The sequence below is a fragment of the Bradyrhizobium sp. IC3195 genome (genome assembly GCF_020193585.1).
GTDB classification, from domain to species: Bacteria; Pseudomonadota; Alphaproteobacteria; order Rhizobiales; family Xanthobacteraceae; genus Bradyrhizobium; species Bradyrhizobium yuanmingense.
Genome location: NZ_JADYVG010000002.1, coordinates 544908 through 568771, shown reverse-complemented (window position 1 = coordinate 568771; position 23864 = coordinate 544908). Strand labels below are relative to the sequence as shown.

Annotated in this window: 27 protein-coding genes; 16 read left to right on the top strand and 11 right to left on the bottom strand. The window is 65.3% G+C overall.

Annotated features, from left to right (window positions below):
* Positions 1-99: 99 nt before the first annotated feature.
* Positions 100-1125 (top strand): alcohol dehydrogenase AdhP, encoded by a 1026-nt coding sequence (gene adhP, locus I6F09_RS06445; protein WP_225187695.1) that lies wholly within the window; start codon positions 100-102, stop codon positions 1123-1125.
* Between the two features lie 67 nt (positions 1126-1192).
* Here the strand turns inward: adhP and I6F09_RS06440 are convergent, their stop codons facing one another.
* The 3 genes from I6F09_RS06440 to I6F09_RS06430 are packed head-to-tail and all read right to left on the bottom strand — an operon-like array spanning position 1193 to position 2415.
* Complete coding sequence (locus I6F09_RS06440) at positions 1193-1606, bottom strand: GFA family protein (protein WP_036012827.1); 414 nt, start codon at positions 1604-1606, stop codon at positions 1193-1195.
* A 15-nt stretch (positions 1607-1621) separates the two neighbouring features.
* On the bottom strand, positions 1622-2083 hold the full coding sequence (locus tag I6F09_RS06435; protein WP_036012826.1) for an SRPBCC domain-containing protein: 462 nt from the start codon (positions 2081-2083) through the stop codon (positions 1622-1624).
* The gene (locus tag I6F09_RS06430) at positions 2080-2415 is read right to left on the bottom strand and encodes a metalloregulator ArsR/SmtB family transcription factor (protein WP_036012825.1); all 336 of its coding nucleotides are present in this window, start codon (positions 2413-2415) and stop codon (positions 2080-2082) included. The genes I6F09_RS06435 and I6F09_RS06430 overlap by 4 nt, the downstream gene beginning before the upstream one ends.
* A 108-nt stretch (positions 2416-2523) precedes the next feature.
* On the opposite strand from I6F09_RS06430, the gene I6F09_RS06425 reads away from it, so the two are divergent.
* The 6 genes from I6F09_RS06425 (at position 2524) to I6F09_RS06400 (ending at position 8512) form a co-directional block, all read left to right on the top strand.
* Positions 2524-3219, top strand: a complete 696-nt coding sequence (locus I6F09_RS06425; RefSeq protein WP_085969158.1) for a TetR/AcrR family transcriptional regulator — start codon at positions 2524-2526, stop codon at positions 3217-3219.
* A complete protein-coding gene (locus I6F09_RS06420; RefSeq protein WP_036027776.1) occupies positions 3216-4019 on the top strand; it encodes an efflux RND transporter periplasmic adaptor subunit in 804 nt (267 codons plus the stop codon). The genes I6F09_RS06425 and I6F09_RS06420 overlap by 4 nt, the downstream gene beginning before the upstream one ends.
* Complete coding sequence (locus tag I6F09_RS06415; RefSeq protein ID WP_036027774.1) at positions 4016-4948, top strand: ABC transporter ATP-binding protein; 933 nt, start codon at positions 4016-4018, stop codon at positions 4946-4948. Before I6F09_RS06420 ends, I6F09_RS06415 begins: the two co-directional genes overlap by 4 nt.
* Entirely contained in the window at positions 4945-6108 is a 1164-nt protein-coding gene (locus I6F09_RS06410) for an ABC transporter permease (RefSeq protein WP_225187694.1), read from the top strand. The genes I6F09_RS06415 and I6F09_RS06410 overlap by 4 nt, the downstream gene beginning before the upstream one ends.
* Before the next feature lie 29 nt (positions 6109-6137).
* A complete protein-coding gene (locus tag I6F09_RS06405; RefSeq protein WP_225151257.1) occupies positions 6138-7445 on the top strand; it encodes an adenylate/guanylate cyclase domain-containing protein in 1308 nt (435 codons plus the stop codon).
* A gap of 152 nt (positions 7446-7597) precedes the next feature.
* Positions 7598-8512: a PhzF family phenazine biosynthesis protein gene (locus tag I6F09_RS06400; protein WP_225187693.1), complete on the top strand. Its 915-nt coding sequence runs from the start codon at positions 7598-7600 to the stop codon at positions 8510-8512.
* 133 nt (positions 8513-8645) lie between these two features.
* On the opposite strand, the gene I6F09_RS06395 is transcribed toward I6F09_RS06400, so the two are convergent.
* Positions 8646-9107 carry a DUF488 domain-containing protein gene (locus tag I6F09_RS06395; protein ID WP_225185537.1) on the bottom strand — a complete coding sequence of 154 codons (462 nt, stop codon included), beginning with the start codon at positions 9105-9107 and terminating at the stop codon, positions 8646-8648.
* A gap of 7 nt (positions 9108-9114) precedes the next feature.
* Positions 9115-9951, bottom strand: a complete 837-nt coding sequence (locus I6F09_RS06390; RefSeq protein WP_225142632.1) for a DUF72 domain-containing protein — start codon at positions 9949-9951, stop codon at positions 9115-9117.
* A 98-nt stretch (positions 9952-10049) separates the two neighbouring features.
* Between I6F09_RS06390 and I6F09_RS06385 the strand changes: the two genes are divergently transcribed.
* From I6F09_RS06385 to I6F09_RS06370, 4 genes are all read left to right on the top strand, one after another.
* Positions 10050-10430: a hypothetical protein gene (locus tag I6F09_RS06385; protein ID WP_036012816.1), complete on the top strand. Its 381-nt coding sequence runs from the start codon at positions 10050-10052 to the stop codon at positions 10428-10430.
* 135 nt (positions 10431-10565) lie between these two features.
* Complete coding sequence (locus I6F09_RS06380; protein ID WP_036027765.1) at positions 10566-10766, top strand: hypothetical protein; 201 nt, start codon at positions 10566-10568, stop codon at positions 10764-10766.
* A 241-nt stretch (positions 10767-11007) separates the two neighbouring features.
* Entirely contained in the window at positions 11008-12135 is a 1128-nt protein-coding gene (locus I6F09_RS06375) for a glycosyltransferase family 2 protein (RefSeq protein WP_225187692.1), read from the top strand.
* 6 nt (positions 12136-12141) lie between these two features.
* Positions 12142-13644 (top strand): glycosyltransferase family 39 protein, encoded by a 1503-nt coding sequence (locus I6F09_RS06370; protein WP_225187691.1) that lies wholly within the window; start codon positions 12142-12144, stop codon positions 13642-13644.
* 4 nt (positions 13645-13648) lie between these two features.
* On the opposite strand, the gene I6F09_RS06365 is transcribed toward I6F09_RS06370, so the two are convergent.
* Both I6F09_RS06365 and I6F09_RS06360 read right to left on the bottom strand, forming a co-directional pair.
* The gene (locus I6F09_RS06365; RefSeq protein ID WP_225187690.1) at positions 13649-15538 is read right to left on the bottom strand and encodes an adenylate/guanylate cyclase domain-containing protein; all 1890 of its coding nucleotides are present in this window, start codon (positions 15536-15538) and stop codon (positions 13649-13651) included.
* A gap of 56 nt (positions 15539-15594) precedes the next feature.
* Positions 15595-16119 carry a FecR domain-containing protein gene (locus I6F09_RS06360; protein WP_225187689.1) on the bottom strand — a complete coding sequence of 175 codons (525 nt, stop codon included), beginning with the start codon at positions 16117-16119 and terminating at the stop codon, positions 15595-15597.
* A gap of 658 nt (positions 16120-16777) precedes the next feature.
* Between I6F09_RS06360 and I6F09_RS06355 the strand changes: the two genes are divergently transcribed.
* Positions 16778-17857 (top strand): tlde1 domain-containing protein, encoded by a 1080-nt coding sequence (locus I6F09_RS06355; protein WP_225187688.1) that lies wholly within the window; start codon positions 16778-16780, stop codon positions 17855-17857.
* Positions 17858-17864: 7 nt separating this feature from the next.
* Here I6F09_RS06355 and I6F09_RS06350 read toward each other — a convergent pair whose 3' ends face one another.
* The gene (locus I6F09_RS06350) at positions 17865-18494 is read right to left on the bottom strand and encodes a glutathione binding-like protein (RefSeq protein ID WP_225114395.1); all 630 of its coding nucleotides are present in this window, start codon (positions 18492-18494) and stop codon (positions 17865-17867) included.
* Between the two features lie 13 nt (positions 18495-18507).
* A complete protein-coding gene (locus tag I6F09_RS06345; RefSeq protein ID WP_225187687.1) occupies positions 18508-19101 on the bottom strand; it encodes a cysteine hydrolase family protein in 594 nt (197 codons plus the stop codon).
* 127 nt (positions 19102-19228) lie between these two features.
* On the opposite strand from I6F09_RS06345, the gene I6F09_RS06340 reads away from it, so the two are divergent.
* The 3 genes from I6F09_RS06340 to I6F09_RS06330 all read left to right on the top strand — a co-directional run bounded on the left by I6F09_RS06340 (position 19229) and on the right by I6F09_RS06330 (position 21144).
* Positions 19229-20068, top strand: coding sequence for a LysR family transcriptional regulator (locus I6F09_RS06340; protein ID WP_225187686.1), 840 nt, complete (start codon positions 19229-19231; stop codon positions 20066-20068).
* 134 nt (positions 20069-20202) lie between these two features.
* Positions 20203-20949, top strand: a complete 747-nt coding sequence (gene lepB / locus I6F09_RS06335; RefSeq protein ID WP_225187685.1) for a signal peptidase I — start codon at positions 20203-20205, stop codon at positions 20947-20949.
* A 30-nt stretch (positions 20950-20979) separates the two neighbouring features.
* Positions 20980-21144 carry a hypothetical protein gene (locus tag I6F09_RS06330; protein WP_225187684.1) on the top strand — a complete coding sequence of 55 codons (165 nt, stop codon included), beginning with the start codon at positions 20980-20982 and terminating at the stop codon, positions 21142-21144.
* Positions 21145-21153: 9 nt separating this feature from the next.
* On the opposite strand, the gene groL is transcribed toward I6F09_RS06330, so the two are convergent.
* Positions 21154-22794, bottom strand: a complete 1641-nt coding sequence (groL, locus tag I6F09_RS06325; RefSeq protein WP_057029537.1) for a chaperonin GroEL — start codon at positions 22792-22794, stop codon at positions 21154-21156.
* A gap of 46 nt (positions 22795-22840) precedes the next feature.
* Positions 22841-23155, bottom strand: coding sequence for a co-chaperone GroES (locus I6F09_RS06320; protein WP_025037205.1), 315 nt, complete (start codon positions 23153-23155; stop codon positions 22841-22843).
* Between the two features lie 378 nt (positions 23156-23533).
* Between I6F09_RS06320 and I6F09_RS06315 the strand changes: the two genes are divergently transcribed.
* Positions 23534-23821 (top strand): usg protein, encoded by a 288-nt coding sequence (locus tag I6F09_RS06315; protein ID WP_036015394.1) that lies wholly within the window; start codon positions 23534-23536, stop codon positions 23819-23821.
* The last annotated feature ends 43 nt before the right edge of the window (positions 23822-23864 follow it).

The following is a 23864-nucleotide window of genomic DNA, read 5'->3' as shown; positions in this document are numbered from 1 at the left end:
TGGACCCGCCCTTGCGCAAACATTGTGCTTTTTGACTCTCGTCAAGGGTGCGCCGGGCGGCGTCGCTATTCTGCTTCACAAAGCACAAGGAGCAGACCGATGCCGACCATGAAAGCCGCAATCGTCAAGCAATTCGGCAAGCCGCTGGTGATCGAGGACGTGCCGGTGCCGCAGCCCGGTCCGGGCGAGGTTCTGGTCAAGGTCAAGGCCTGCGGCGTCTGTCACACCGATCTGCATGCCGCCTCCGGCGACTGGCCGGTGAAGCCGGTGCCGCCCTTCATCCCCGGCCATGAAGCCGCCGGCATCGTCGCCGCGCTCGGGCCCGGCGTGAAGAATCTGAAAGTCGGCGATGCCGTCGGCGTCGCCTGGCTGCACGACGCCTGCATGTCGTGCGAATATTGCGAGACCGGCTGGGAGACGCTGTGCGAGCACCAGCACAACACCGGCTACAGCGTCAACGGCGGCTTTGCCGAATATGTCATCGCTTCGGCCGCGTTCGCCGCCAAGCTGCCGGCGACGATCGATTTCGCGGCCATCGCGCCGATCCTCTGCGCTGGGGTCACCACCTACAAGGGATTGAAGGAAACCGAGGCCAAGCCCGGCGAGTGGGTCGTGATCTCCGGAATCGGCGGGCTCGGCCATGTCGCGATCCAATACGCCAAGGCGATGGGGCTGAAGGTCGCCGCGGTTGATATCGCCGAGGACAAGTTGGAGCTGGCGCGTGAAACCGGTGCCGATCTCGCGGTCAACGCGCTGGCGGATGGTGCAGTGGAGAAGGTGCTGACGGCGAGTGGGGGAGGCGCGCATGGCGTGCTGGTGACGGCGGTGTCGACTGCTGCATTCGCTCAGGCGTTCAAGATGGTGCGTCGCAAGGGCACCGTCAGCCTCGTCGGCCTGCCGCCGGGCGAATTCCCGACACCGATCTTCGACGTCGTGCTCAAGCGCATCACCGTGCGCGGCTCCATCGTCGGCACGAGGCGTGACCTCGACGAAGCCATCGCGTTCGCCGCCGACGGCAAGGTCAAGGCCGAGGTGACCAAGGTGCCGCTCGCAGCGATCAACGACGTCTTCGACCGGATGAAGGCCGGCAAGATCGACGGCCGCATGGTGCTGGATTTTGGCTAAAGCGTTTTCGAGCGAAGTGGACACCGGTTCGCGTAAAGAAAACGCGTCAAAACAAGAATCTGGCGCTTTACCCCGGCGGCATGCCGTCGAACTTCACCAGGCCAGGGTCGAGAGGATCCCACTCATGGCCGCGCGCGGCGAAGGTCACCGCCTGCGGCCTGTAGCGGGCGGGCTCGTCGAGGCTTGCCGCGCGGATCGTGAACACGTCAGGCTGCGCCGCGAAGGTCATGTAGACGGCTACGCCGCATTGTGTGCAGAAGCCGCGGGTCTTCACCTTGCCGTTGTCGGCGACCATGTCCCAGTGCCTGGCATCGCCCGTCAGCGTGACGCCGGCGCGCGCGAAGGTCGCGTACGAGCCATGGCCGCTGCCGCTTTCCCGCTGGCAGTCGCGGCATTGGCAGTGATTGCTGAAGAGGGGCTCCCCTTCGATCGAATAGCGGATCGCGCCGCAGGCGCAGCCGCCGGTATAGGGCTTCTCCATCGCAATATCTCCCACTCAACCTTCGCCGCTGATCTCGTCGAGCTTGCGAACGACCTTCTTCCAGCCGCCGCTCATCACCGTGTAGGCCGACTCGTTCCTGGGCAGGACGAAGCCCGCATGCACGAGGCGGATCCGCGTGCCGGCTTCGACCGGGGTGAGGGACCAGGTCACGACGGTGTCGAGCGGGGCGCCATAGCCGGTGTTGCGCTCGTCGCCGCCTTTCCAGGCGTAGACGAGGCGGCGATGCGCCACGACCTCGAGAACCCGGCAATGGATCACGCCGTCCCAGTTGCCCCCCGGGGTGGTCTGGAAGGTGAAGGCCTTGCCTTCGACGGCTTCGAAGCCGGTCGGCTGCATCAGCCAGCGCCCGATCAGCTGTCCGCTGGTCAGCGCCTTCCAGATCGTCTGGGCTGTGTGAGGGAAGACCTCGTCGATGACGATGTCTCTTGTGTCGGCTTTCAACGCGGCAGCACTCACGGGTCGATCTCCTTCAAGAGGTCACGCAGGTTCCGGAAACGCTCGCGCCAGAAGACGCCGTAATGGTCCATCCAGGTGACCAGCGGCTCGAGTCCCTGCGGCGCGGCGCGGTAATAGACGTTGCGGCCCTCGGCGCGCTCGGCGACGAGGCCCGCTTGCTTCAACGATTTCAGGTGTTGCGAGACGGCTCCTTGCGTGACGCCGCTGCCGCGCGTCAGCTCGGCGACGCTGATCTCTTTGCTCTCGAACACACGCTCGAACACGGCGCGGCGGGTCGGATCGGCAAGGGCGCGCATCACGGTGGTGACGGGGTTTGGGGTGGCTTCGATCATGCCATCAAATTAGCGGATACTAATGCATTAGTCAACACTAATTCGTCTGGACAGTCGCCGCCCCCGCGCGCTCTTGACTATGACTGACCAGTCAGTCATATATATCGAATGACGAAGAAGCCGACCAAAGCCGCCTTGCCCTCCGCCGCTCCCACCGGAGCGAACGACCCTGGGACTGCTGGCCCCGATGCAGCGCCTGCCTCGAACCGCGCCTCGCGTGCGGCGGAGCGGCGTGCGGCGATCGTGGAGGCGGCGATGGAGGAGTTCATCGCGCGCGGCTTCGCCGCCACCAGGCTCGACGACATCGCCAAGCGCGCCGGCGTCGCCAAGGGCACGATCTACCTGCACTTCAAAGACAAGGAATCGATGTTCGAGGAGCTGGTGCGCATCGTCATCGTTCCCGTGGTCGCACGGCTGACCACGCTGCCGCCGCCGGCAGGGTCGGTGCGCGACCTCATCGAGACGTTCGCCGGCAACTTCCTGAAGGAGGTGATTGGCACGAGGCGGGGCGATCTGGTGCGTCTGATCGTGGCGGAGGGGCCGCGCTTTCCGTCCGTCGCCGACTTCTACTACCGCGAGGTGGTCTCGCGCGGGATCACTGCCATGCGCGCGCTGATCGAGCTCGGCATCGCCCGCGGCGAGATCCGGCAGAAGGACCTCGCGCGCTATCCACAGATCCTGGTCGCGCCCGCGATGATCGCCGTGATCTGGCAGAGCCTGTTTGCGCGGCATGCGCCGCTCGACGCGCAGGAGATGCTGCGCGTTCATCTCGATTTGATTTTTGGCGAACGGAGGACGACATGAGGTCGTCGCAAGTAATTTCTTTCTTGGCATTGGTCCTTGTGCTCGCAACCGGGCTTGCGGGGTGCAAGGAGAAGCGCGATCCCGGCTTCCAGGGCTGGGTCGAGGCCGACATGATCTTCGTCAGTCCGGACGAAGCCGGGCGCGTCACCAAGCTCAACGTCCGCGAAGGCGACGAGGTCAAGGTCGGCGATCACCTCTATTCCGTCGATGACGATCTCCAGCTTGCCGACCTCAACCAGCAGAAGGCGACGCTTGCGAATGCGCAGCAGACCTATGACCGTGCGGCCTCGCTGAACAAGACCGGTTCGGGCACGCAGGCCAATCTCGATTCCGCCGTGTCCGCCTTGCGCGTCGCGGAGGCGCGGGTGGCGACCTCGGAGACGCGGATGGCGCGGCGCAAGGGCTTTGCGCCGGTCGCCGGCACCATCCAGCAGATCTATTTCCGCGAAGGCGAGATGGTGGCGGCGCAGCGGCCGGTGCTCTCGATCATGCCGCCCGGCAACATGAAGCTGCGCTTCTTCGTGCCGGAGACCGAGCTGCCGAAGCTCGCGATCGGCGACACGGTGCGTGTCTCCTGTGACAATTGCGCCGCCGACCTCACCGCGAAGATCTACTTCATCGCGACCTCGGCCGAATACACGCCGCCCGTTATCTACAGCCTCGAAGAGCGCAACAAGCTGGTCTATCTGATCCAGGCGCGACCCTCGCGGCCCGATGCCTTGCGCGTCGGACAGCCGATCGACATCCACCTCAATCCCAAAACTCCTGAGACCAAGACACCGGTGGCGGACAAGCGATGAGCAACGGCAACGGCATCGCAATCGACGTCAAGGGCCTGACCAAGTCATTCGGCGGCCGCGAGGTCGTGCACGATCTGTCGATGCAGGTGAAGCGCGGCTCGATCTACGGCTTCCTCGGTCCCAACGGCTCGGGCAAGACCACCACCATCCGCATCCTCTGCGGCTTGCTGACGCCCGACAGCGGCGAGGGCACCTGCCTCGGCTACGACATCCGCCGCGATGCCGAGAAGATCAAGCGCCAGGTCGGCTACATGACCCAGCGCTTCAGCCTGTACCAGGACCTCTCGGTGCGCGAGAACCTCGAATTCGTGGCGCGGCTCTATGGCCTCGCTGACGCGCGCGGCGCCGCGCGCGACATGATCAAGCGGCTCGGGCTCTCGGGGCGGGAGGAGCAGCTCGCCGGCGAGCTCTCGGGCGGCTGGAAGCAGCGGCTGGCGCTCGGGGCCTGCACGCTGCCCAATCCACAATTGTTGCTGCTGGACGAGCCGACCGCCGGCGTCGATCCCAAGGCGCGGCGCGATTTCTGGAACGAGATCCATGCGCTGGCCGCCGAGGGCCTCACGGTGCTGGTCTCGACCCATTACATGGACGAGGCCGAGCGCTGCCACGAGATCGCCTACATCGCCTACGGCTATCTGCTGGCGCACGGCACGGTGGAGGAGGTCATCGCGAAATCCGCGCTGACGACCTATACCGTCACGGGCGACGACCTGAACGAGCTTGGCGCCGCGCTCACGGGCAAGCCCGGCATCGACATGGTGGCGCCGTTCGGCACCTCGCTGCATGTTTCCGGCCGCGACGTCCCGGCGCTCGAAGCCAGCATCGCGCCCTGGCGCGAGAGAGGCGGCCTGCACTGGCAGAAGTCCAAGCCCTCGCTCGAAGACGTGTTCATCGAGCTGATGGGACGCTCCAAGGACAATTTCCAATGAGCGCGGTAGAACATCCCAAACCACGGCGCGAAATCCGCGAGCGTTTCGGTTTCCTGCGGCGCTCCTACGCGATGCTGGTCAAGGAGTTCATCCAGCTGAGGCGCGACCGCGTCTCGTTCGCGATGATCGTGATGCTGCCGGTGATGCAGCTGATGCTGTTCGGCTATGCCATCAACACCACGCCGCGTCATCTGCCGAGCGCGGTGCTGCTCCAGGAGGATTCCGATCTCGCCCGCTCGGTGCTGAAGGCGCTGGAGAACACCAAATATTTCCGCTTCCTCTACGAGGTTCACGACGTCGACGATTTCGACAACCTCCTGAAGTCCGGCAAGGTGCTGTTCGGGGTCGAGATCCCGCGCGGCTTCGAGCGGGCGGTGCGGCGCGGCGACAGGCCGGCGCTGCTGGTCGCGGCCGACGCCACCGATCCGGTCGCCGCAAGCGCTGCGCTCGGCTCGCTCGGCATGATCGTGCAGACCGCGCTCGCGCACGATCTCTATATCGGCGAGCCCCCGGAGATGCCGTTCGAGATCCGCGCCCACGCCCGCTACAATCCGGCCGCGAATTCCAGCCTCAATATCGTGCCAGGCCTCGTCGGCACCATCCTCACCATGACCATGCTGATCTTCACCGCGCTCTCGGTCACGCGCGAGGTCGAACGCGGCACCATGGAGAGCCTGTTGTCGATGCCGATCAAGCCGATCGAGGTGATGTTCGGCAAGATCGTGCCCTACGTGCTGGTCGGCTTCGTCCAGGCCTTCCTGATCATCAGCATCGGTGTCGGCCTGTTCGGCGTGCCCGTGCTCGGCAATCTCGTCCTGCTGGCGCTGCTGTCGACGCTGTTCATCACCACCAATCTGGCGGTCGGCTACACCATCTCGACGCTGGTTCAGAACCAGCTCCAGGCCATGCAGATGTCGATGATGTTCTTCCTGCCGAGCATTCTGCTCTCCGGCTTCATGTTCCCGTTCGCAGGCATGCCGGCCTGGGCGCAATATCTCGGCGAATGCCTGCCGCTGACCCATTATTTGCGGATCGTCCGCGCCATCATGCTGAAGGGCGCGACCATGGAGAATTTGCGCTTCGATACGCTGGCGCTGGCGGCCCTGATGCTGCTCGCCATGATCGTCGCGGTGACGCGCTTCCGCCGCACGCTGGATTGAGGCACAATACCCCGGAATCGAGGGGCGGGATGGCCAAGTTTGCGAGCAGGAAAGCGCGGCAGCATGCCGTCTTGTCGGAGGACTTCGAGCGCGAGCTGACGCGGGAGGTGCTGCGCACCGAGCTGTTGCGGGTCCGGGCGCTGATCGCGACCGGCTGCGTCATGACGCTGTTCCTCACCGCGATCTATCTGATCGACCCCGCCGTGGTGAACCGGGTCTGGCGCGGCACCGAAGGGCTCGCCGAAGTCTACGGCCTGCTCGTCGGGTTCATTTTGTTCGAGGTCTGGGTCCACACCCAGATCAGGAAGAACCTCCGCCTCGACCGCGACGTGCCGGTGGCCAGGCGCTATATCGGCACGCTGATCGAGACGTCGCTGCCAACCGTGATCCTCATCCTGCAGATCCGGTCCATGGGCGCGACCCAGGCCCTCGGCTTCGCCGTGCCGCTGATGTATTTCATTTTCGTCATCCTCTCGACGCTGCGGCTCGATTTCTGGCTCTCGACCTTCACCGGCTTCGTCGCTGCTGCCGAGCTGTTCGTGGTCGCACGGGTCTACGATCCCTCGAGCAGCGTCGGCGAGCCCCAGCTCTATTTTCACGCGGTGCGCAGCGCCATCATCCTGATCTGCGGTGTGCTCGCCGGCGCCGTCGGCGCGCAATTGCGCCGGCAGTTCGCCGCGAGCATCGCGGCCGCCACCGCGCGTGACCGGGTCACCAATCTGTTCGGCCAGCATGTCTCGCCGCAGGTGGTGGAGCGGCTGATGACGGCGGGAACGGGCGCTAGCGGCGACGTCCGCCGCGTCGCGGTGATGTTCGTCGATTTCCGCGGCTTCACGGCCGGTGCGCAGTCGCGCAGTCCGCAGGAGGTGGTCGACCGGCTCGACGGCGCCTTCGCCGTCCTGGTCGACATTCTCGACCGCCAGGGCGGCATCGTGAACAAGTTTCTCGGTGACGGTTTCCTCGCGCTGTTCGGCGCGCCGCTGGAAGCATCCGACGCCGCGCACCGCGCGGTCGCCGCCGGCCGCGAGATGCTCCGGGCAATGGACCGCATCAACGCAGAGAGCAGCTGGCCGCTGCGGATCGGCATTGGCATCCATTTCGGCGAGGTCGTCGCCGGCAATATCGGCTCGCCCCGGCGCAAGGAATACACGGTCATCGGCGATACCGTGAACTTCGCCTCGCGACTCGAGGCGCTGAACAAGGATTTCGGCTCGCAGCTCTTGATCTCGGCGTCCGTGCGCGAGGCGCTGGGAGCCGACGGCAGCGATGCCGTCGCGCTCGGCGAGGTCGAGGTGCGCGGCTACGAGCAGAAAGTACCGGTGTTTCAGCTGGGGTAATGTGCATCACACATCGGCGCGCGCAGTTCACTTTCATCCAAGCGATTGCTCCGATTGCACTCAATTTTGGGGCATGACGAGCGATGTTTTCGGCTTGTAGAGTGCTGCGCGATGCGGCCGGTCGCGGCCGCGACTTGCATGAGGAAGTGACGATGCAGCGCCGCTACATCACCGTCGACGTGTTCACCGACCGCGCCTTCGGCGGCAACCAGCTCGCTGTGGTGCTCGATGCCGGCGGGCTGACGACGCAGCAGATGCAGGCGATCGCGACCGAGTTCAATTATTCCGAGACCACTTTCGTGCTGCCGCCGCGAGACAGAGCCAACGACGCCGAGGTGCGCATCTTCACGCCGGTGCAGGAGATCGCCTTTGCGGGCCATCCCAATGTCGGCACCGCCTTCGTGCTGGCCTCGATGGCGAAGGAGCCGAAGCCACGCCTGCTGTTCGAGGAAAAGGCCGGGTTGGTCCCGGTCGAGATCGTGCGAGAGCAGGGTAGGGTGATCAGAACCGAGCTCACCGCGCCGCAGCCGCTGCAGCGGCTCTCAACGCTGTCAACAGCGGAAGCGGCGAGCTGCATCTCGCTCGTTGCCGACGACATCAAGACCGACAATCACGAGCCGCAGGTCGTCACCGTCGGAAACGCGTTTCTGGTGATGGAGCTGCATTCGCGTGAGGCGCTGAAGCGGGCCCGGCCCGATGCTGCGGCCTTTGGCAAGGTCTTGCCGCGCGACGGTGCCCGCTCGGTGTGGTTCTATACGCGCGATGTGCCGGCGACGGAGGCGCCTTGCGAGCGACAGGCGCGCATGTTCATGCGCGGTGCCAGCGGCCTCGTCGAGGATCCCGCCACCGGCAGCGCCACGGTTGCCGCCGCCGCGCTGTTCGCCGATCTCGATCCCGCGCGCGATTGTGAGCTCAAGCTCACACTCGGCCAGGGTTTTGACATGGGTCGTCCAAGCATCCTCTCGACCCGCGTACGCAAGCAGGACGGCAAAATTGTATCCGCTCACGTCGGCGGCGCTTGCGTGCAGATGATGGAGGGGACGTTCCGGCTGGCGGGGGAGGGGTAACTTGTCATTCCGGGGCGCGCGTAGCGCGAACCCGGAATCCATCTAGCCGCAGTGTTGGTGGAGGAATGGATTCTCAGGTGCGCAATTGCGCACCCTAGCTCGCGCTACGCGCGCCCGGGAATGACGGCTGTGGCTACACCTGCCGCCCAGCCAAATTCTTCACCGCAACCCCATCGCGCTCCTCGATGATCTCCGCGATCATCTGGCGGTGGCAGTGGGTGTGGTCGCGCTCGTAGCAGAGCAGGCACACCGGGCCGGCCTTTTTCACCAGCGCAGAAAGCTCATCCATCTCTTCCCTCGCCTGCGGCGTCTTCAGGTGCTTGGAGAAGATCTTCTCCAGCACGTCGTATTGACCGCTGCGGGCGGCGAGGCGGCCTTCCTTCGGCGTGCCGAGCGCGGCGAGATGGACATAGCCGATGCCGCGCTCGTCGAGGCCCGCCGAAAGCTGCCTCTTGGAAAAGCCCGGCCGACGCGACGACGTCACCGCGCGCACGTCGACCACGAGCTTGACGCCGGCCTGTTCCAGCTCGTCCAGCACGGCCTTCGGCGGTGTCTGCTCATAGCCGATGGTGAAGAGCTTCTTCGCCTTTGCCATGGGACCCTCAACTCACCCGTGCGATCAGTTCCATGGCGCCGTGCGGTGCGCGCACCTTGCCCTCGTGGATGACGTAAGCGAACACGTCGCGCGGCTCCTTCTTCGGCTTGGCCTTGTCAACCTTCGGGAGATCGTCGGGTTCACCGCCCGAAGCCCAATCCTGGAAGCGCTGGGCCCAGGCATCGAGCTGCTTCGGCGGATAGCAGGTCTTGATCTCGTCATTGCCCTTCTGCAGCCGCGCGTAGACGAAATCGCCGGCGACATCTGCGATGGCGGGATATTTGCCGTGCTCGGCGAAAACCACGGGCGTCTCGAACTCGCGGATCAGCGCCACGAAGTCCGGCGTGCAGAAGCTGTCATGGCGCACTTCCACGACATGGCGCAGCGCGCGCCCCTCGAGCTTGCGCGGCAACAGCTCCAGGAACTTGCCGAAATCGGCGCCGTCGAACTTCTTCGTCGGCGCAAACTGCCACAGCACCGGCCCGAGATGATCGCCGAGTTCCAGCACGCCGGAATCGTAGAACCGCTTGATGGAATCGCCGGCCTCGGCGAGCACGCGGCGGTTGGTCGCGAAGCGCGGTCCCTTCACCGAGAACACGAAACCGTCAGGCACCTCGCTCGCCCATTTGCGAAAGCTCTCCGGCTTCTGCGAGCCGTAATAGGTGCCGTTGATCTCGATCGAGGTCAGCTTCGAGGCGGCATAGGACAGCTCCTTCGCCTGCGCCAGCTTCTCCGGATAGAACACGCCGCGCCAGGGCTCGAAGGTCCAGCCGCCGATACCGATGAAGATGTTGCCGGATTTTTTGGACGCAGTTTTTGCTTTGGCCACGGGAGGATCTCGCATCGACGGGGAGGGATCTCATCCTAATCAAACCAGATGTGATTGGCCAGTTGGCCGGTCCGGTCTAAGCTCGCGACGGGCCCGCGAAGAAGGAGAACAAGATGCGGATGCTGCTGGTGGGGGGCGCACTCGTCATGATGACATCTGCTGCCATGACAAGTTCTGCCGTGGCGGATGACGACGACACGAAGGGCGCGCAGAAGCTCGCTCAGCAGGGCCGCGACGACTATTGGCATTGCCTCGCGCGGGAATATTCGCGCGAGTCCAATCAGGGCCTGTCGGAGCAGGATTTCGGCCGCTCGGTTGCCGGAGCCTGTCCGTCGGAGCGGCAATATTACCGGGTCACGCTGCTCGATTATCTCACCACGCAATATCCTGATATCGATGCCGGCGCTCATCTCGCCACCGCGAACAGAGCGGTGGAGGCGGCGCAGAAGGACATCGTGATGGCCTTCGTCAAGCACCGGCCGCCCCAGAAGTAGGGGAGTGGCGAATCGCGAATAGGGCGACAAGGCATGCCATGCTCATTCGCCACTCGCCATTCGCGATTCGCCCTGGGCCTTCCAGTCGCGCGCTCATCCATGGTATCAGTGAGCCCGTCTGGAGCAGGAACTTGCATGTCGTCTGAGTCGGTGGGTGGCATTCTGGGGGCGATCGTCGCGGCGGTCGTCCTTGCGGTTGCCGTCGTGTTCGGGCCGATCGGCCAGTACGGCAAGCCGCCCAAGCCGGCGAAGGCCGAGCCGGCGGCGGCGGCACCCGCAGCCCCGGTCGCGCCCGCGCCGCGCGGGCCGGTCATCCGGGAAGTGCCCAACCAATAGGGTTTGAAAATCGGATTTCCGCCCCCTTGCGGAACGCTTTTGCCATTCCCATCTAGCTTCTAACGGCGACGTTGAGCGTAAAGACCTCCGTCGCTGGAACGACCTTGGAATTGCTTAAGGCTTGCGCCGGATGTACGCGCGGCCCGCCGTTCCGGGGTCGTTGGCATTTTAGGCCCCTTTTCGGCCCTTCCCCAGACCCCCGGCTTGGCAGCGCAGGATGCGGCGGATATACGCTGCCGTCATGAACGAAGCGATCAGACCGGGCATCGACAACCAAGCCCACGAGGGGCCGGAACTGTCGGTCATCGTCCCAACTTTCAACGAGCGCGACAACGTCACCGTGCTGTACCGGCGCCTCGAGGCGACGCTCGCCAACGTCGTCTGGGAAGTCGTGTTCGTCGATGACAATTCGCCCGACGGCACCTGGGATGTCGTGCGTGAGCTGGCGCAGCGCGACAGCCGGGTGCGCTGCGTCCGCCGCATCGGCCGCCGCGGCCTGTCGGGCGCCTGCATCGAGGGCATCCTTGCCTCCAGCGCGCCCTATGTGGCCGTGATCGATGCCGACCTCCAGCACGACGAGACGCAGTTGACCAAGATGCTGCTCTTGCTCGCGAGCGATCAGGCCGACCTCGTCGTCGGCAGCCGCTACATCGAGGGCTACAAGAGCGAAGGCTTCAACAGGCAGCGCGCCGGCGCCAGCGCGCTCGCGACCGAGGTCGCCAAGAAGATGCTGCGGGTCGAGATTGCCGATCCCATGAGCGGCTTCTTCATGATCCGCCGCGACCGCTTCGAGCAGCTCGCGCCAAAACTCTCCGTGCACGGCTTCAAGATCCTGCTCGACATCGTCGCGACCGCGCATGGCAGCTTGCGGGCGGTCGAGATTCCCTACACCTTCGGCGCCCGCCAGCACGGCGAGAGCAAGCTCGATTCCATGGTCGCGCTCGACTTCCTCGGCCTCGTCTTCGCCAAGCTGACCAACGACATCGTCTCGCTGCGGTTCATCCTGTTCGCGATGGTCGGCGGCATCGGCCTCGTCGTGCACCTGACCACGCTGTTCATCGCGCTTCGCCTGTTCAACGTGCCGTTCCCGGAGGCGCAGGCCGCCGGCGCCATCGTCGCCATGACCAGTAATTTCATCCTCAACAATTTCCTCACCTATCGCGACCAGCGGCTGAAGGGCTTTGCGCTGCTGCGCGGCCTGATCGCCTTCTACATCGTGTGCAGCGTCGGCCTGCTCGCCAATGTCGGCGTCGCCTTCTCGGTCTACGACCAGGAGCCGATCTGGTGGCTGGCCGGCCTGGCCGGCGCGTTGATGGGCGTGGTGTGGAACTACGCGATGTCCGGACTGTTCGTCTGGCGCAAGAAATAGCGCGTGATGGGCGGGGCCGACGCGCGGATCGTCCGCAACACCGCGCTGCTGATTGTCGCGCTGGTGGGATTGCGGCTCGTCGCAGCCGCCTTCACGCCGATCACGTTCGACGAAGCCTATTACTGGATGTGGTCGAAGAGCCTCGCCGGGGGCTATTACGACCACCCGCCCATGGTCGCCTATGTGATCCGCGCCGGCACCATGATCGCGGGCGATACCGAGCTCGGCGTCCGCCTCGTCTCGATCCTGCTCGCGCTGCCGATGAGCTATGCGGTCTATCGCTCCGCCGCAATTCTGTTCGGCGGGGTGCGTGTGGCCGCGACCAGCGCCATCATGCTCAACGTGACGCTGCTGGCTTCCGTCGGCACGCTGATCGTCACGCCCGATGCGCCGCTGCTGGTCGCCTCCAGCTTCGTGCTGTTCTTTCTCGCCAAGGTGCTGGAGACCGGACGCGGCGCCTGGTGGCTCGCGGTCGGCGCCGCCGTCGGCGCGGCGCTATTGTCGAAATACACCGCGATGTTCTTTGGCGCCGCGATCCTGATCTGGCTCGCTTGCGTGCCGAAGCTGCGGCGCTGGTTCCTCTCGCCCTGGCCCTATCTCGGCGGCCTCGTGGCGCTGGCACTGTTCTCGCCGGTGATCCTCTGGAATGCCGACCATCAATGGGTCTCGTTCGCAAAGCAGCTCGGCCGTGCCAAGATCGAGGACTTCCGCCCGGTCTTCATCGCCGAGCTGATCCCGACCCAGATCGCGTTCGCAACCCCGCTGGTCTTCATCCTCGGCGCCATGGGCCTGCATGCGCTGACCTGGCAGCGCGCCGGCGCGCTGGCTTCGCGCGTGCTGATCGAGACGATGTTCTGGACCATCGTCGCCTATTTCGTCTGGCATTCGCTGCATGCGCGCGTCGAGGCCAACTGGTTCGCGCCGGTGTATCCGCCGTTCGTCATTGCCGCGGCCGCCGCGGCCAATCTTGCGCAATGGAAGCCGCGTCAGCGGCGCCTCGTCGACGTTTGCCTGCGCTGGGCCGCGCCTGTGGGCATCGTCATGTTTGCCGCCTTGATCGTGCAGGCCAATACCGGCTGGTTGTCCGGATATCGCCGCGATGCAACCGTGCGCAGTGTCGGTGTCGGCTGGCGCGAGCTGGCGGCCGGAATCGAAGCGGTGCGCGCGCGCAGTGGCGCCACCTGCGTGCTGGCGCAGGATTACGGCACCACGAGCTGGCTCGCATTCTATCTGCCGCGCGGCACCTGCGTCGCGCAGCAAAGCCAGCGCATCCGCTGGGTCAACATGGCCGAACCCGATCCCAAGCTGCTCGCCGGCAAGCTGCTCTATGTCGACGAGCTGCGCGCCGACGGTCATCCTGCCCTCAATGCTCTCTTTGCAAAGGTGACGCAGGTGGCGCAATTGCAGCGCAAGCGCGGGCCGCTCGTGGTCGAGACCTACGGCATCGACCTGCTGGAAGGCGCCAAGGGCGAGGTGCTGGACCGCTCGCCGCCGCCGGAAGCGCGGTAGCGGCTTAATCGATCATCTCGGCCTTGTCAGCATCCTGTCCCGGCCCATCGCGATCGCGCCAGAACCATACGGTGACGACGCCGGAACGGCCGCGGACCCGGGCGAGCAGGGGGCCGGACAGAACGCCGTCGGGCGCGCCCTGGAAGTCGGCCGCATCCAGCAGCGTGTCGCTCAGCGCAAGGCGCGCATCGTTCTGGGCGGCAATCTCCATCAGCCGGCTTGCGACGTTGACGGTGTCGCCCGTCGCCGTGATGTGCTGATGGCTTTCGCCGAGTCGCGAGGCGACGATCGGGCCGCAATGCGCGCCGATCTTGTAGCCGAGCTGAGCCGCGATCGCCGGCGGAAGCGAGGCGATCCAGCGTGCGAGGCCGCGATGCAGATCGACCGCGCATTTCAGCGCGCGCGCCGAATCGTCGGGCATCGCGCGCGGCAGCCCGAACAGGATCATGGCGCCGTCGCCGAGAAAGCCCGTGATCATGCCGCCGCAATCGATCGCGATCCGGTCGATCAGCGCATGAAACGCCTTCAGAATATCCGTGAGCTCGTCCGGATCGATCCGCTCGCTCAAACCGGTGAAGCCGGAGAGATCGACGAACACCACGGCTGCATCCTGCCGCACCGGCTTCGAGAGGAAGTTCGGATCTCGCGAGAGCCAATCCCGCAGCGCCGGAGCCTGGAATTGCGCAAGCGACCTGCTCTTAGCGGCGAAATATTGCGTGCGGCGGCCTCCGGCCCACAGCTGCACGCCGGCAAAGACCGCAACCGGCGGCACGGCGGCGGCGAGCGTGGTCGCGGCGTTCAGCCAGACGCCGTGCGTGAACGCGAACAGGTTGAGCCCGGCCCAGGCAATCATCACCGCGGCCGCCGCCATGGTGCCGAGCGCGATGCGCCGCCAGGCGAGCAGGCCGACCAGCAGCACCGGCAGCAGGATCGCCGTGAGCGCGTCGGCAATGCGGACGCGGTGGTCACGCAGGATGGCGTCGCCGGCGACGAGATGCGTGATTGCGGTCGAGACCACCTCGACGCCGGGCATCAGGGAATCGAACGGCGTCGGATAGAAGTCGCCGCCGCCGGCGACGGAGGCGCCGATTACGACGATCCGGTTCTCGATGGCCGCGCGATCGAGCGTGCCGTCGAAGATGCTCTGTGCGCTGACGGTACGGATGGTGCGGCGCGGGCCGTAATAGGTGATCGGCAATGCCAAATTGCTGTCGGTCGGCACCACGCGATCGCCGAGCATGAGATGGCCCGGCGCGACGGTCAGCGGCTCGTCGAGCGCGCGCGCCGCAACGCGCAACGGAAACGACAGCTCGACCTTGTCGCGGGTCCGGAACAGCATCGGCACCGAGAGCGGCGAGCCCGATTGCCCGGTCGCGACGTTGACGATGCCGACCTCGGCGTGATCGGCGAATGCGGGCAATGGCTGCAGGAAGCGCTCGGCCTCCGGCAGCACGGCCAGCGGACCTTCGCTGCTGGGTGACACGGTTTCGCTGGCCGAGGGGAAGATCGCGGCGGCGGCGAGCACCATGCGGCCGGTGGCCAATGTGTTGGCCAGCGTCGCATCGCCGATCGCGGCGCTGCGGTCGACCAGCAGCAGGTCGATCGCCACGACCTTCGGCTTAAACTGCACGATGTTATCGACCACGCGGGCAAGATCGGCGCGCGGCAGCGGATAGGTGCCGCCGCGCTTCACCACGGTGTCGTCGATCGCCACGATGGTGACGAGATCCGGCGGACGCTGCACGCCGCGGGCCTGCGTTCGCCAATCCGTCAACGTGGCTTCGAGCCGGTCCAGGAAGCGCAGATGGCCGTGGGCGTGCGTGGCATAGATGCCCGCGCCCCACAGCGCGGTGAGGACGAGTGCCACCAGGATCTGAACGCGTCGGCTGCGCATGCGGTCTTGCAATCGTATAATCCAAATCTCATGGGCCGGGCCTTGCCGGCCCCGGCTCATTGCCCGAGTCTGGCCATGAGCGCGTCGACGCGCGGCTGGCCCCAGGTCTTGACCGTCAACGGGCCGGTTGGCTCGACATCGACGCCTTCCCCGGGTCCAAGCACGACACCGCGTCCACGAGCCCTGCGGCTCACGCCGACCCGGCCGTCTGCGACGAACACGGAAGTCTTGGTGTCGGCGACATCGACCGCCCATTTCGTGCCGCGTACTGCGGCAATCGCTTGCGGCGTCAGCACCTTGAAGGGATTGCCGCGCGGCTTCTTGGGTACCTCGATCAGCAGCGCTTTGCTGCTCAACTCCACGGAATCTATATGTCCGTCGCGGTTGGCGTCCTTAAGTTCAAATCTGGCGCCGTTTTCCGCAACGATGGTAATGCCGTTCTCGCAGCGCCAGGTCTGCGTCCCGGCAGCCGACGGCGATGCCGTGCAGCCCGCATTCGCTGCAGGCTGCGCAGTCGCAGATCCGATCAACAGAAACGACCCCGCCAGGGCGAAAAACCCCGCGCGCGCGATCCCTCTCATGCCAGCCTCCGTTTGCGTGCTCGGCACAGCTCAGGGCAGGATGATACGGTACCGTATCACGCGCAGAGGCTGCTGAAAAGTGCCGAAGTGGGAGCTATTTTCTCGCACCCGCGATGTCCAGAACCGAGGCGATCAACTTTCAATCACGGCGCCGTGCCGCGGTGCCCGGCGCGTCATGAGCATGCACCGTTGTCGCGCGGCCGACGAGGCCCAATCCGACGCGTCGTCCACCAGCCTCGCGCAACGCTGGCGCGTTACGTTCGGGGGCAGTAGAGGGCCACGAAAATGACGATCTCAAGTGCGTCATGGATGTGGGCGCAGACGTCCGCAGAGCCTGCTGAACCGGCCGAGAATTATAGTTAACAGACCCGACTAAGTCCGTAGTTCTGCGGGCTTTTTTCTCAAAACGGGACAGCGTTAACGGGTTGTCGCAGATCCGCCCGAACTTAATCCGCATTTAACTAAAAGTCGCCTTAATGACGCTCCGACCCTCTGCGAGATGCTGTTCCCGGATCGTGACCAGCGGCACTTCGAAGGGGGACAGAGTGACACCGTCCTGGACGCAAGGCGAATGAGTACGAGTATCGCTGCGCAGAGTAACGCGGCACGGAAGTCCAAGAATTTCTCGAAGACCAATTCGCGGAAATCTTCCCGGAAAATGACCACGACCAATTGGCTTGGCGCCGCGGCGATCGGCTGCGCCGTGATGGGCGCCGGCTGGACCATTCACAGCAACATCTTCGGCGCGAGCGTCTATCCCTCCGTCGGCAGCGTCGGCTACGACGAGCCGGTGATCAAGCGCGCGCCCAGGGTGGTGCTGCGCGAGGCCGGCGAGGCCATCAAGGAAACCTTCGCGCTGCTGCCCGACCGCCTCCAGGTCGCAGCTCCGATCTCGCGCGAGATGTTCAACGAGCGCTTTGCCGCGGCCGCAACGCAGGGCGTGCCGTCGAATGCCACAAGCGCCGCACCCGCAACGCAGGTCGTTGCGGTGGCCAAAGACGCCCCGAAGCAGGGCGTGATCGCGAAGGTCGCGGAGGCGCTGAAGCCGGCGGCCAAGGGCGCCGACAACGCCGCGGACAAGACCAAGCGCGCGCCGGCTGCCCAGCTGCAACTCGCCTCGGCCGACCCGGCCGAGATCGTGCCGGCGCCCGAAGCCAAGCAAAAATCCTTCGCCGACCGTGCCAAGGCCGCGGTGATGTCGATCACCGCTCCGCGCCAGGCGATGGTGGAAAAGCTGTGGGGCAAGCGCGAAGCGTCCGGCGGGCTGCTCGCCTACGCCTCGGCCGATGCCAGCATCACTGCGTCCATCGCCCCGAAGGAGCAGAACCCGATGTTCGGCGGCGCTCCGCCTTATGAGCGGGACACCGCGGTCTACGACATCACGGCCAAGATGGTGTATCTGCCCGACGGCACCAGGCTCGAGGCGCATTCCGGCCTTGGCGCCAACCGCGACGATCCGGACTCCCGCCGCCTGCGCATGCGCGGCGTGACGCCGCCGCACATCTACACGCTGAAGCCGCGCGAGGCGCTGTTCCACGGCGTGCCGGCGCTGCGCCTGACCCCGATCGGCGGCGAGAGCGCGATCTACGGCCGCGACGGCCTGCTCGCCCACACCTTCATGCTCGGGCCGGGCGGCGATTCCAACGGCTGCGTGTCGTTCAAGGATTACTACGCGTTCCTCGACGCCTACCGCAACAAGGGCATCCGCAAGCTCGCGGTGCTGGCGCGGGTGGAGTGAGGCGAGCTCAGGCCGCAACGGTCTTGCGCAGCGCCATCTCGGTCGCGATCGCGCGCCGGACCGCGGGGCGGGCCTGCATGCGTTCGAGATAGGCCGCGAGCGGTGGCCATTGCGCGATGTCGATCCCTGCCGGACGGAGCAGAAGCAAGGTCCAGGTGAGATGGGCATCGGCCACGGTGAAGGCGTCGCCGACGAGGAATTCGCGGCCCGCCAGATGCGCTGCCGGCACCGACAATGTCTGCATGATCCTCGCGCGCGGCTTGGCCAGCGAGCCGTCGTCCTTGTACCAGAAGGTTGGAAACAGGAACGCCTTGTGGATCTCGGCGCCGACGAAGCTCAGCCATTCCTGCAGGCGATAACGATCGATGTCGCCGGGCCGCGGCGCAAGGCGTGCCTCCGGCTTCACATCGGCGATGTATTGCAGCACCGCTGCGCTTTCCGTCAGCCGCTCGCCGTTCTCCAGCACCAGGACCGGCACCGCGCCCTTCGGTGACACCTCACGGAAGTCGCGGCCGTCGTCCACGAGCCGCTTGGTCCAGATATGGGCGAGGTGATACTGCGCCTCGATTCCGGCCTCCAGCAGCGCGATGTGGCTCGAGAGCGAGCAGGCCATCGGAAAGAAATAGAGCTGCAGCATCGGGAAGGTCTCCTCAGGTCAGCACGTCGCTCTGCGCGATGATCGCGAACCGGTCGGACAATTCGGCCAGAGCGACCTCGTGAACAATTCTCGCCGGCAGCGTGCCGCCGCGCCCATCGGGAAGATCGCGCGTGGCGCAGGCATCCGCCGCGATCGTCGTGCGCAGGCCGAGATCGAGCGCGGCGCGCGCGGTCGAAGACACGCACATATGCGTCATGAACCCCGCGAGCACGATGTTCTTGCTTCCGGTCGCGGCCAGCCGGGCCTGCAGGTCGGTGCCGGCGAAGGCATTCGGCAGCGCCTTCTCGATCACGGGCTCGGTCGCGAGCGGCGTCAGGCGTTCGACGATCGCGCCGCGCGCCGCCTCGCGGTCGAACAGGCCGCCGGCGCGACCCTTGTGCGCGACGTGGAAGATCGCAGCTCCGCTCTCCCGTGCGCGCGCGAGCAGGCGCGCAGCCGCGGCGATCGCTGCTTGCGCATCGGGCAGGGCGAGTGGGCCGGCGCAATATTCGTTCTGGATGTCGATCAGAACGAGGCATGTCTCGTTGAGCTTGGGCGGATCGAGATCGGCGCCGGCGAGTTCGAGCAGCGTCTTTGGAGTGGTCATGCCGTCAGGCCTTCGTGAATTCGGATGCTTCGACACTAGCGCAGCAGCAGCCTGCCATTGTGCAGGACTATTGCAGCTGATGGCTGCGAATTTGCAGGTAGCGGCGGCGCCTGCTAGGCTCGCCCCGATGAATTGGGACGATCTGCGCATCATCGCCGCGGTCAGGGACGAGGGCACCTATGCCGGCGCCAGCGCGCGGCTGCGCATCGACGAGACCACCGTCGGCCGCAGGCTTGCGCGCATCCAGCGCGATCTCGGCGTGAAGCTGTTCGATGCGGTGGACGGCGTGCGGCGGCCGACGCGCCAGTGCGAGGCGGTGCTCGCGCATGTCGGTGCGATGGCCGCGCATGCGGCGGCGATCGACCGCATCAAGGAGGGCCAGGCCGGCCCGGTCGGGCGGCTGCGCATCGCCTCGACCAATGCGGTCGCCGAAGAGCTGCTGGCGCCGCATGCGAGCAGCTTCCTGCGCGATCATCCGGGACTGACGCTGCAATTCCTCACCGCGAGCGGCAACGTCAAGTTCTCGCGCTGGCAGGCCGATCTCGCCATCCGCCTGCGCAAGCCGGAGAAGGGGGACTTCACCATCTCCAAGCTCGGCGACGTCAGGCTGTACTTCTTCGAGCCCGCGGACCGCGGCGGCCGCGAGCCCGTTGCGTGCGTCTATCCGGACGAGCTCGACGCGATCCCGGAAGCGCAGTTCTTGCGTGCGAAGCGGCTGACGAACGTGCGCTGCGTCACCGACAATATCCGCATCATCCGCACCATGATCCAGTCGCATCAGGCCATCGGCGTGCTGCCCGAGCAAAGCTGCTTAGCCCTGCTCGCCGACCGCAGCCTGCGCGCCACCCTGCTGCCGAAGCGCCGCGACGTCTGGCTGCTCGTGCAGAACCACCTCAAACGCGATCCGGCGACACGCGTGACGATCGACTGGGTGAGGGCGTGCTTCCAGGATTTGTCACACGGCTGACCGCTGCCAATGTCCCGGGCCACGCATTGAACGCGGTCTGGGCGACATGCGACCAAATTTGAGCTCGTCGGGGATTGAGCGCGCTCGCAGGTTGCGTCATCTTGGGGCCGCAACGTCTTGATCAGGGAAGGCCCATGACCGTTCTTCAGGAATCGATCCGCCCCGCGGCACGATCCAGCGACTGGAAGGCGATCGTCGTCCTGATCCTCATGATCCCGGTGCTGTGGTCGCCGGTGATCCTGTTTCGCTTCGTCCTGTATCAGCCGTTCAACATTCCGTCCGGTTCGATGACACCGGCGCTGATGGTCGGCGACTACGTCTTCGCCGCGAAATACGCTTACGGGTATGGCCGCTATTCCCTCCCATTCGCGTCGTCCTGGATCTCGGGCCGCATCCTCGCCGCCGATCCCGAATACGGGGATATCGTGGTATTCCGGACGGCGAAGGACAGTTCTGCCGACTACGTCAAACGCGTCGTCGGCCTGCCCGGAGACCGCATCCAGATGCGGCAGGGCCGGCTCATCCTCAACGGCCGCCCGGTGACCCGCATCGCCCTGGAGGCGACACAGGCCGGCGACGCCTGCGGTGTCGACGACCGCGCGGTGGTCAAGCGCTGGCGCGAGACGCTGCCGAGCGGCGCGTCCTATGTGACCTATGACTGCCTCGACAACGGCTATCTCGACAACACAGACGTCTTCACGGTGCCGCCGGGCCACATCTTCGTGCTCGGCGACAACCGCGACAATTCCACCGACAGCCGCGTGCAGTCGACGTTCGGCTTCGTGCCGATGGACAATTTGGTCGGCAAGGTGACGCGGATCGTCTGGTCGCTCGACGAAGACGGCGAGCCGCGCTTCGAGCGGCTCGGCAAGGTGGAGTGAGGCTCAGAATGACGACGGTTCGTAGCCCGGATGGAGCGCAAGCGTAATCCGGGAGAACTGGCCGCGTCGCACGAACTGTCCCGGATTGCGCTGCGCTCCATCCAGGCTACGGGCGAGCCGCTGTGGTTTGGCGACACCCCAAAAACAAAAACCCCGGCATCGCTGCCGGGGTTTCGCAATTCGTATCGTGCCTGAGAGGCTGGATCAGAAGTCCATGCCGCCCATGCCGCCGCCCGGAGGCATCGCGGGGCCGGCGCCGCCCTTCTTGGGCAGCTCGGCGACCATGGCTTCCGTGGTGATCAGGAGCGCAGCCACGGAGGCAGCGTTCTGGATCGCGGTACGGACCACCTTGGTCGGGTCGATGATGCCCTTCTTGACGAGGTCGGCATATTCGCCGGTCTGGGAGTCGAAGCCGTAATTGTAGGCCTTGTTCTCCAGGATCTTGCCGACGATCACCGAGCCGTCTTCACCGGCGTTGATCGCGATCTGGCGAGCGGGGGCCGACAGCGCCTTGCGCACGATCTCGACGCCGGTCTTCTGGTCGTCGTTCTTGGTGCGCAGACCCTTGAGCTGCTCGGAGGCACGGAGCAGGGCGACGCCGCCACCCGGGACGATGCCTTCTTCCACGGCCGCGCGGGTCGCATGCATCGCGTCATCAACGCGATCCTTGCGCTCCTTCACCTCGACCTCGGTCGCGCCGCCGACGCGGATCACCGCGACGCCGCCCGCGAGCTTGGCGAGACGCTCCTGGAGCTTCTCACGGTCGTAGTCCGAGGTGGTCTCCTCGATCTGCGCCTTGATCTGCGCCACGCGCGCCTCGATGTCGGCCTTCTTGCCGGCGCCGTTGACGATCGTGGTGTTCTCCTTGTCGATCATCACCTTCTTGGCGCGACCGAGCATGTTGAGCGTGACGTTCTCGAGCTTGATGCCGAGATCTTCCGAGATCGCCTGGCCGCCGGTCAGGATCGCGATGTCCTGCAGCATGGCCTTGCGGCGATCGCCGAAGCCCGGAGCCTTGACGGCCGCGACCTTCAGGCCGCCGCGCAGGCGGTTCACGACGAGGGTCGCAAGGGCTTCGCCTTCGACGTCCTCGGCGACGATGACCAGCGGCTTGCCGGTCTGCACCACGGCCTCGAGCAGCGGCAGCAGCTCGTTCAGCGAGGAGAGCTTCTTCTCGTTGATGAGGATGTAGGCGTCGTCCATCTCAACGCGCATCTTGTCGGCGTTGGTGACGAAGTAGGGCGAGATGTAGCCGCGGTCGAACTGCATGCCCTCGACCACATCGAGCTCGGTCTCGAGCGACTTGGCTTCCTCGACGGTGATGACGCCCTCGTTGCCGACCTTCTTCATGGCGTCGGCGAGGAACTTGCCGATCTCGGCATCGCCGTTGGCCGAGATGGTACCGACCTGGGCGATCTCGTCGTTCGAGGTGACCTTCTTCGAGTTCTTCTCGAGGTCGGCCACGACGGCTTCGACTGCGAGGTCGATACCGCGCTTGAGGTCCATCGGGTTCATGCCGGCGGCAACGGACTTCGCGCCTTCCTTCACGATCGCCTGGGCCAGCACGGTGGCGGTGGTGGTGCCGTCGCCGGCCGCGTCAGCGGACTTGGAGGCGACTTCGCGCACCATCTGCGCGCCCATGTTCTCGAACTTGTCGTCGAGCTCGATCTCCTTGGCGACGGTGACGCCGTCCTTGGTGATGCGGGGAGCGCCGAACGACTTGTCGAGCACGACGTTGCGGCCCTTCGGACCGAGCGTGACCTTCACCGCGTTGGCGAGTACGTCGACGCCGCGCAGCATCTTGTCGCGCGCTTCAACCGAGAATTTGACTTCTTTGGCTGCCATCTGGATTTTTCCTTGAGGGTTTGACTGGAGGGGAGGAGAGGGGCTCTTAAGCCGCCTTCTTCTTGGACTCGCTGACTTCGAGAACGCCCATCACGTCGCTCTCCTTCATGATCAGCAGGTCCTGGCCGTCGATCTTGACCTCGGTGCCGGACCACTTGCCGAAAAGCACGCGGTCGCCGACCTTCAGGTCGATCGGGATCAGCTTGCCAGCTTCGTCGCGGCCACCGGGGCCCACGGCGACGACTTCGCCCTGGGAGGGCTTTTCCTTGGCAGTGTCGGGAATGATGATGCCGCCAGCGGTCTTCTCTTCGGCGTCGATGCGCTTGACCACGACGCGGTCGTGAAGCGGACGGAATTTCATGCAGTCCTCCTAAGCAATTGCTCGGGTTGAGGTTTTGAGATTGTTAGCAATCGTTGCCCGTGAGTGCTAGCACGAGCGAGCCTGAAATAGGACAGGAATTTTGCGGGAGCAAGGGTTTGTAGCAGAAAAAATAGCAGCCGAAAGCGCGGACTGCCAGAAACTCCTCGCCATCGTTAACCGGGCAGCCGTGACCGTATTAGCACGGAGCCGTCTCTGCTGCTAAAGCATTGAATTTCAACAGCTTGTTAAACTTTTGGGCTTGAGATGAGTTGTCAGTTTGCGTCACATTTCTCTCATGTGAGCGCATCGTTTCCGGGTGGCTCCCCGGGGCACGGACCAAGCCACTCGCCGAATGCGCTCCTGCAAAGGAGGTTTGGCATGGGACTGCGCGTTGGGGGCGTTTCCGAGGAATTCCGGAAACAGATGCTGGGCTACGGGCTGACGACGGCACAAATTCTCTATCGGATGCCGGATCATCCCTCGCTGCTCCAGACCTATGTCTGGCAGAACTACGACATGTTTCCGAAATTCCCCGCGCTGACCGATTTCCTGGCGTTCTGGCAGGAGAAGCTCGACGGTCCCCTCCATTCGGTGACGGTGGCCCATTCCAAGCTGATCAAGCCGGCCGAGCTCCGCGCCGTTGACGGCGTGTTCCGCCTGCATTGAGGCCGCGTAGGGTGGATTAGCCTGCGGCGGCGCGACGCGCTGC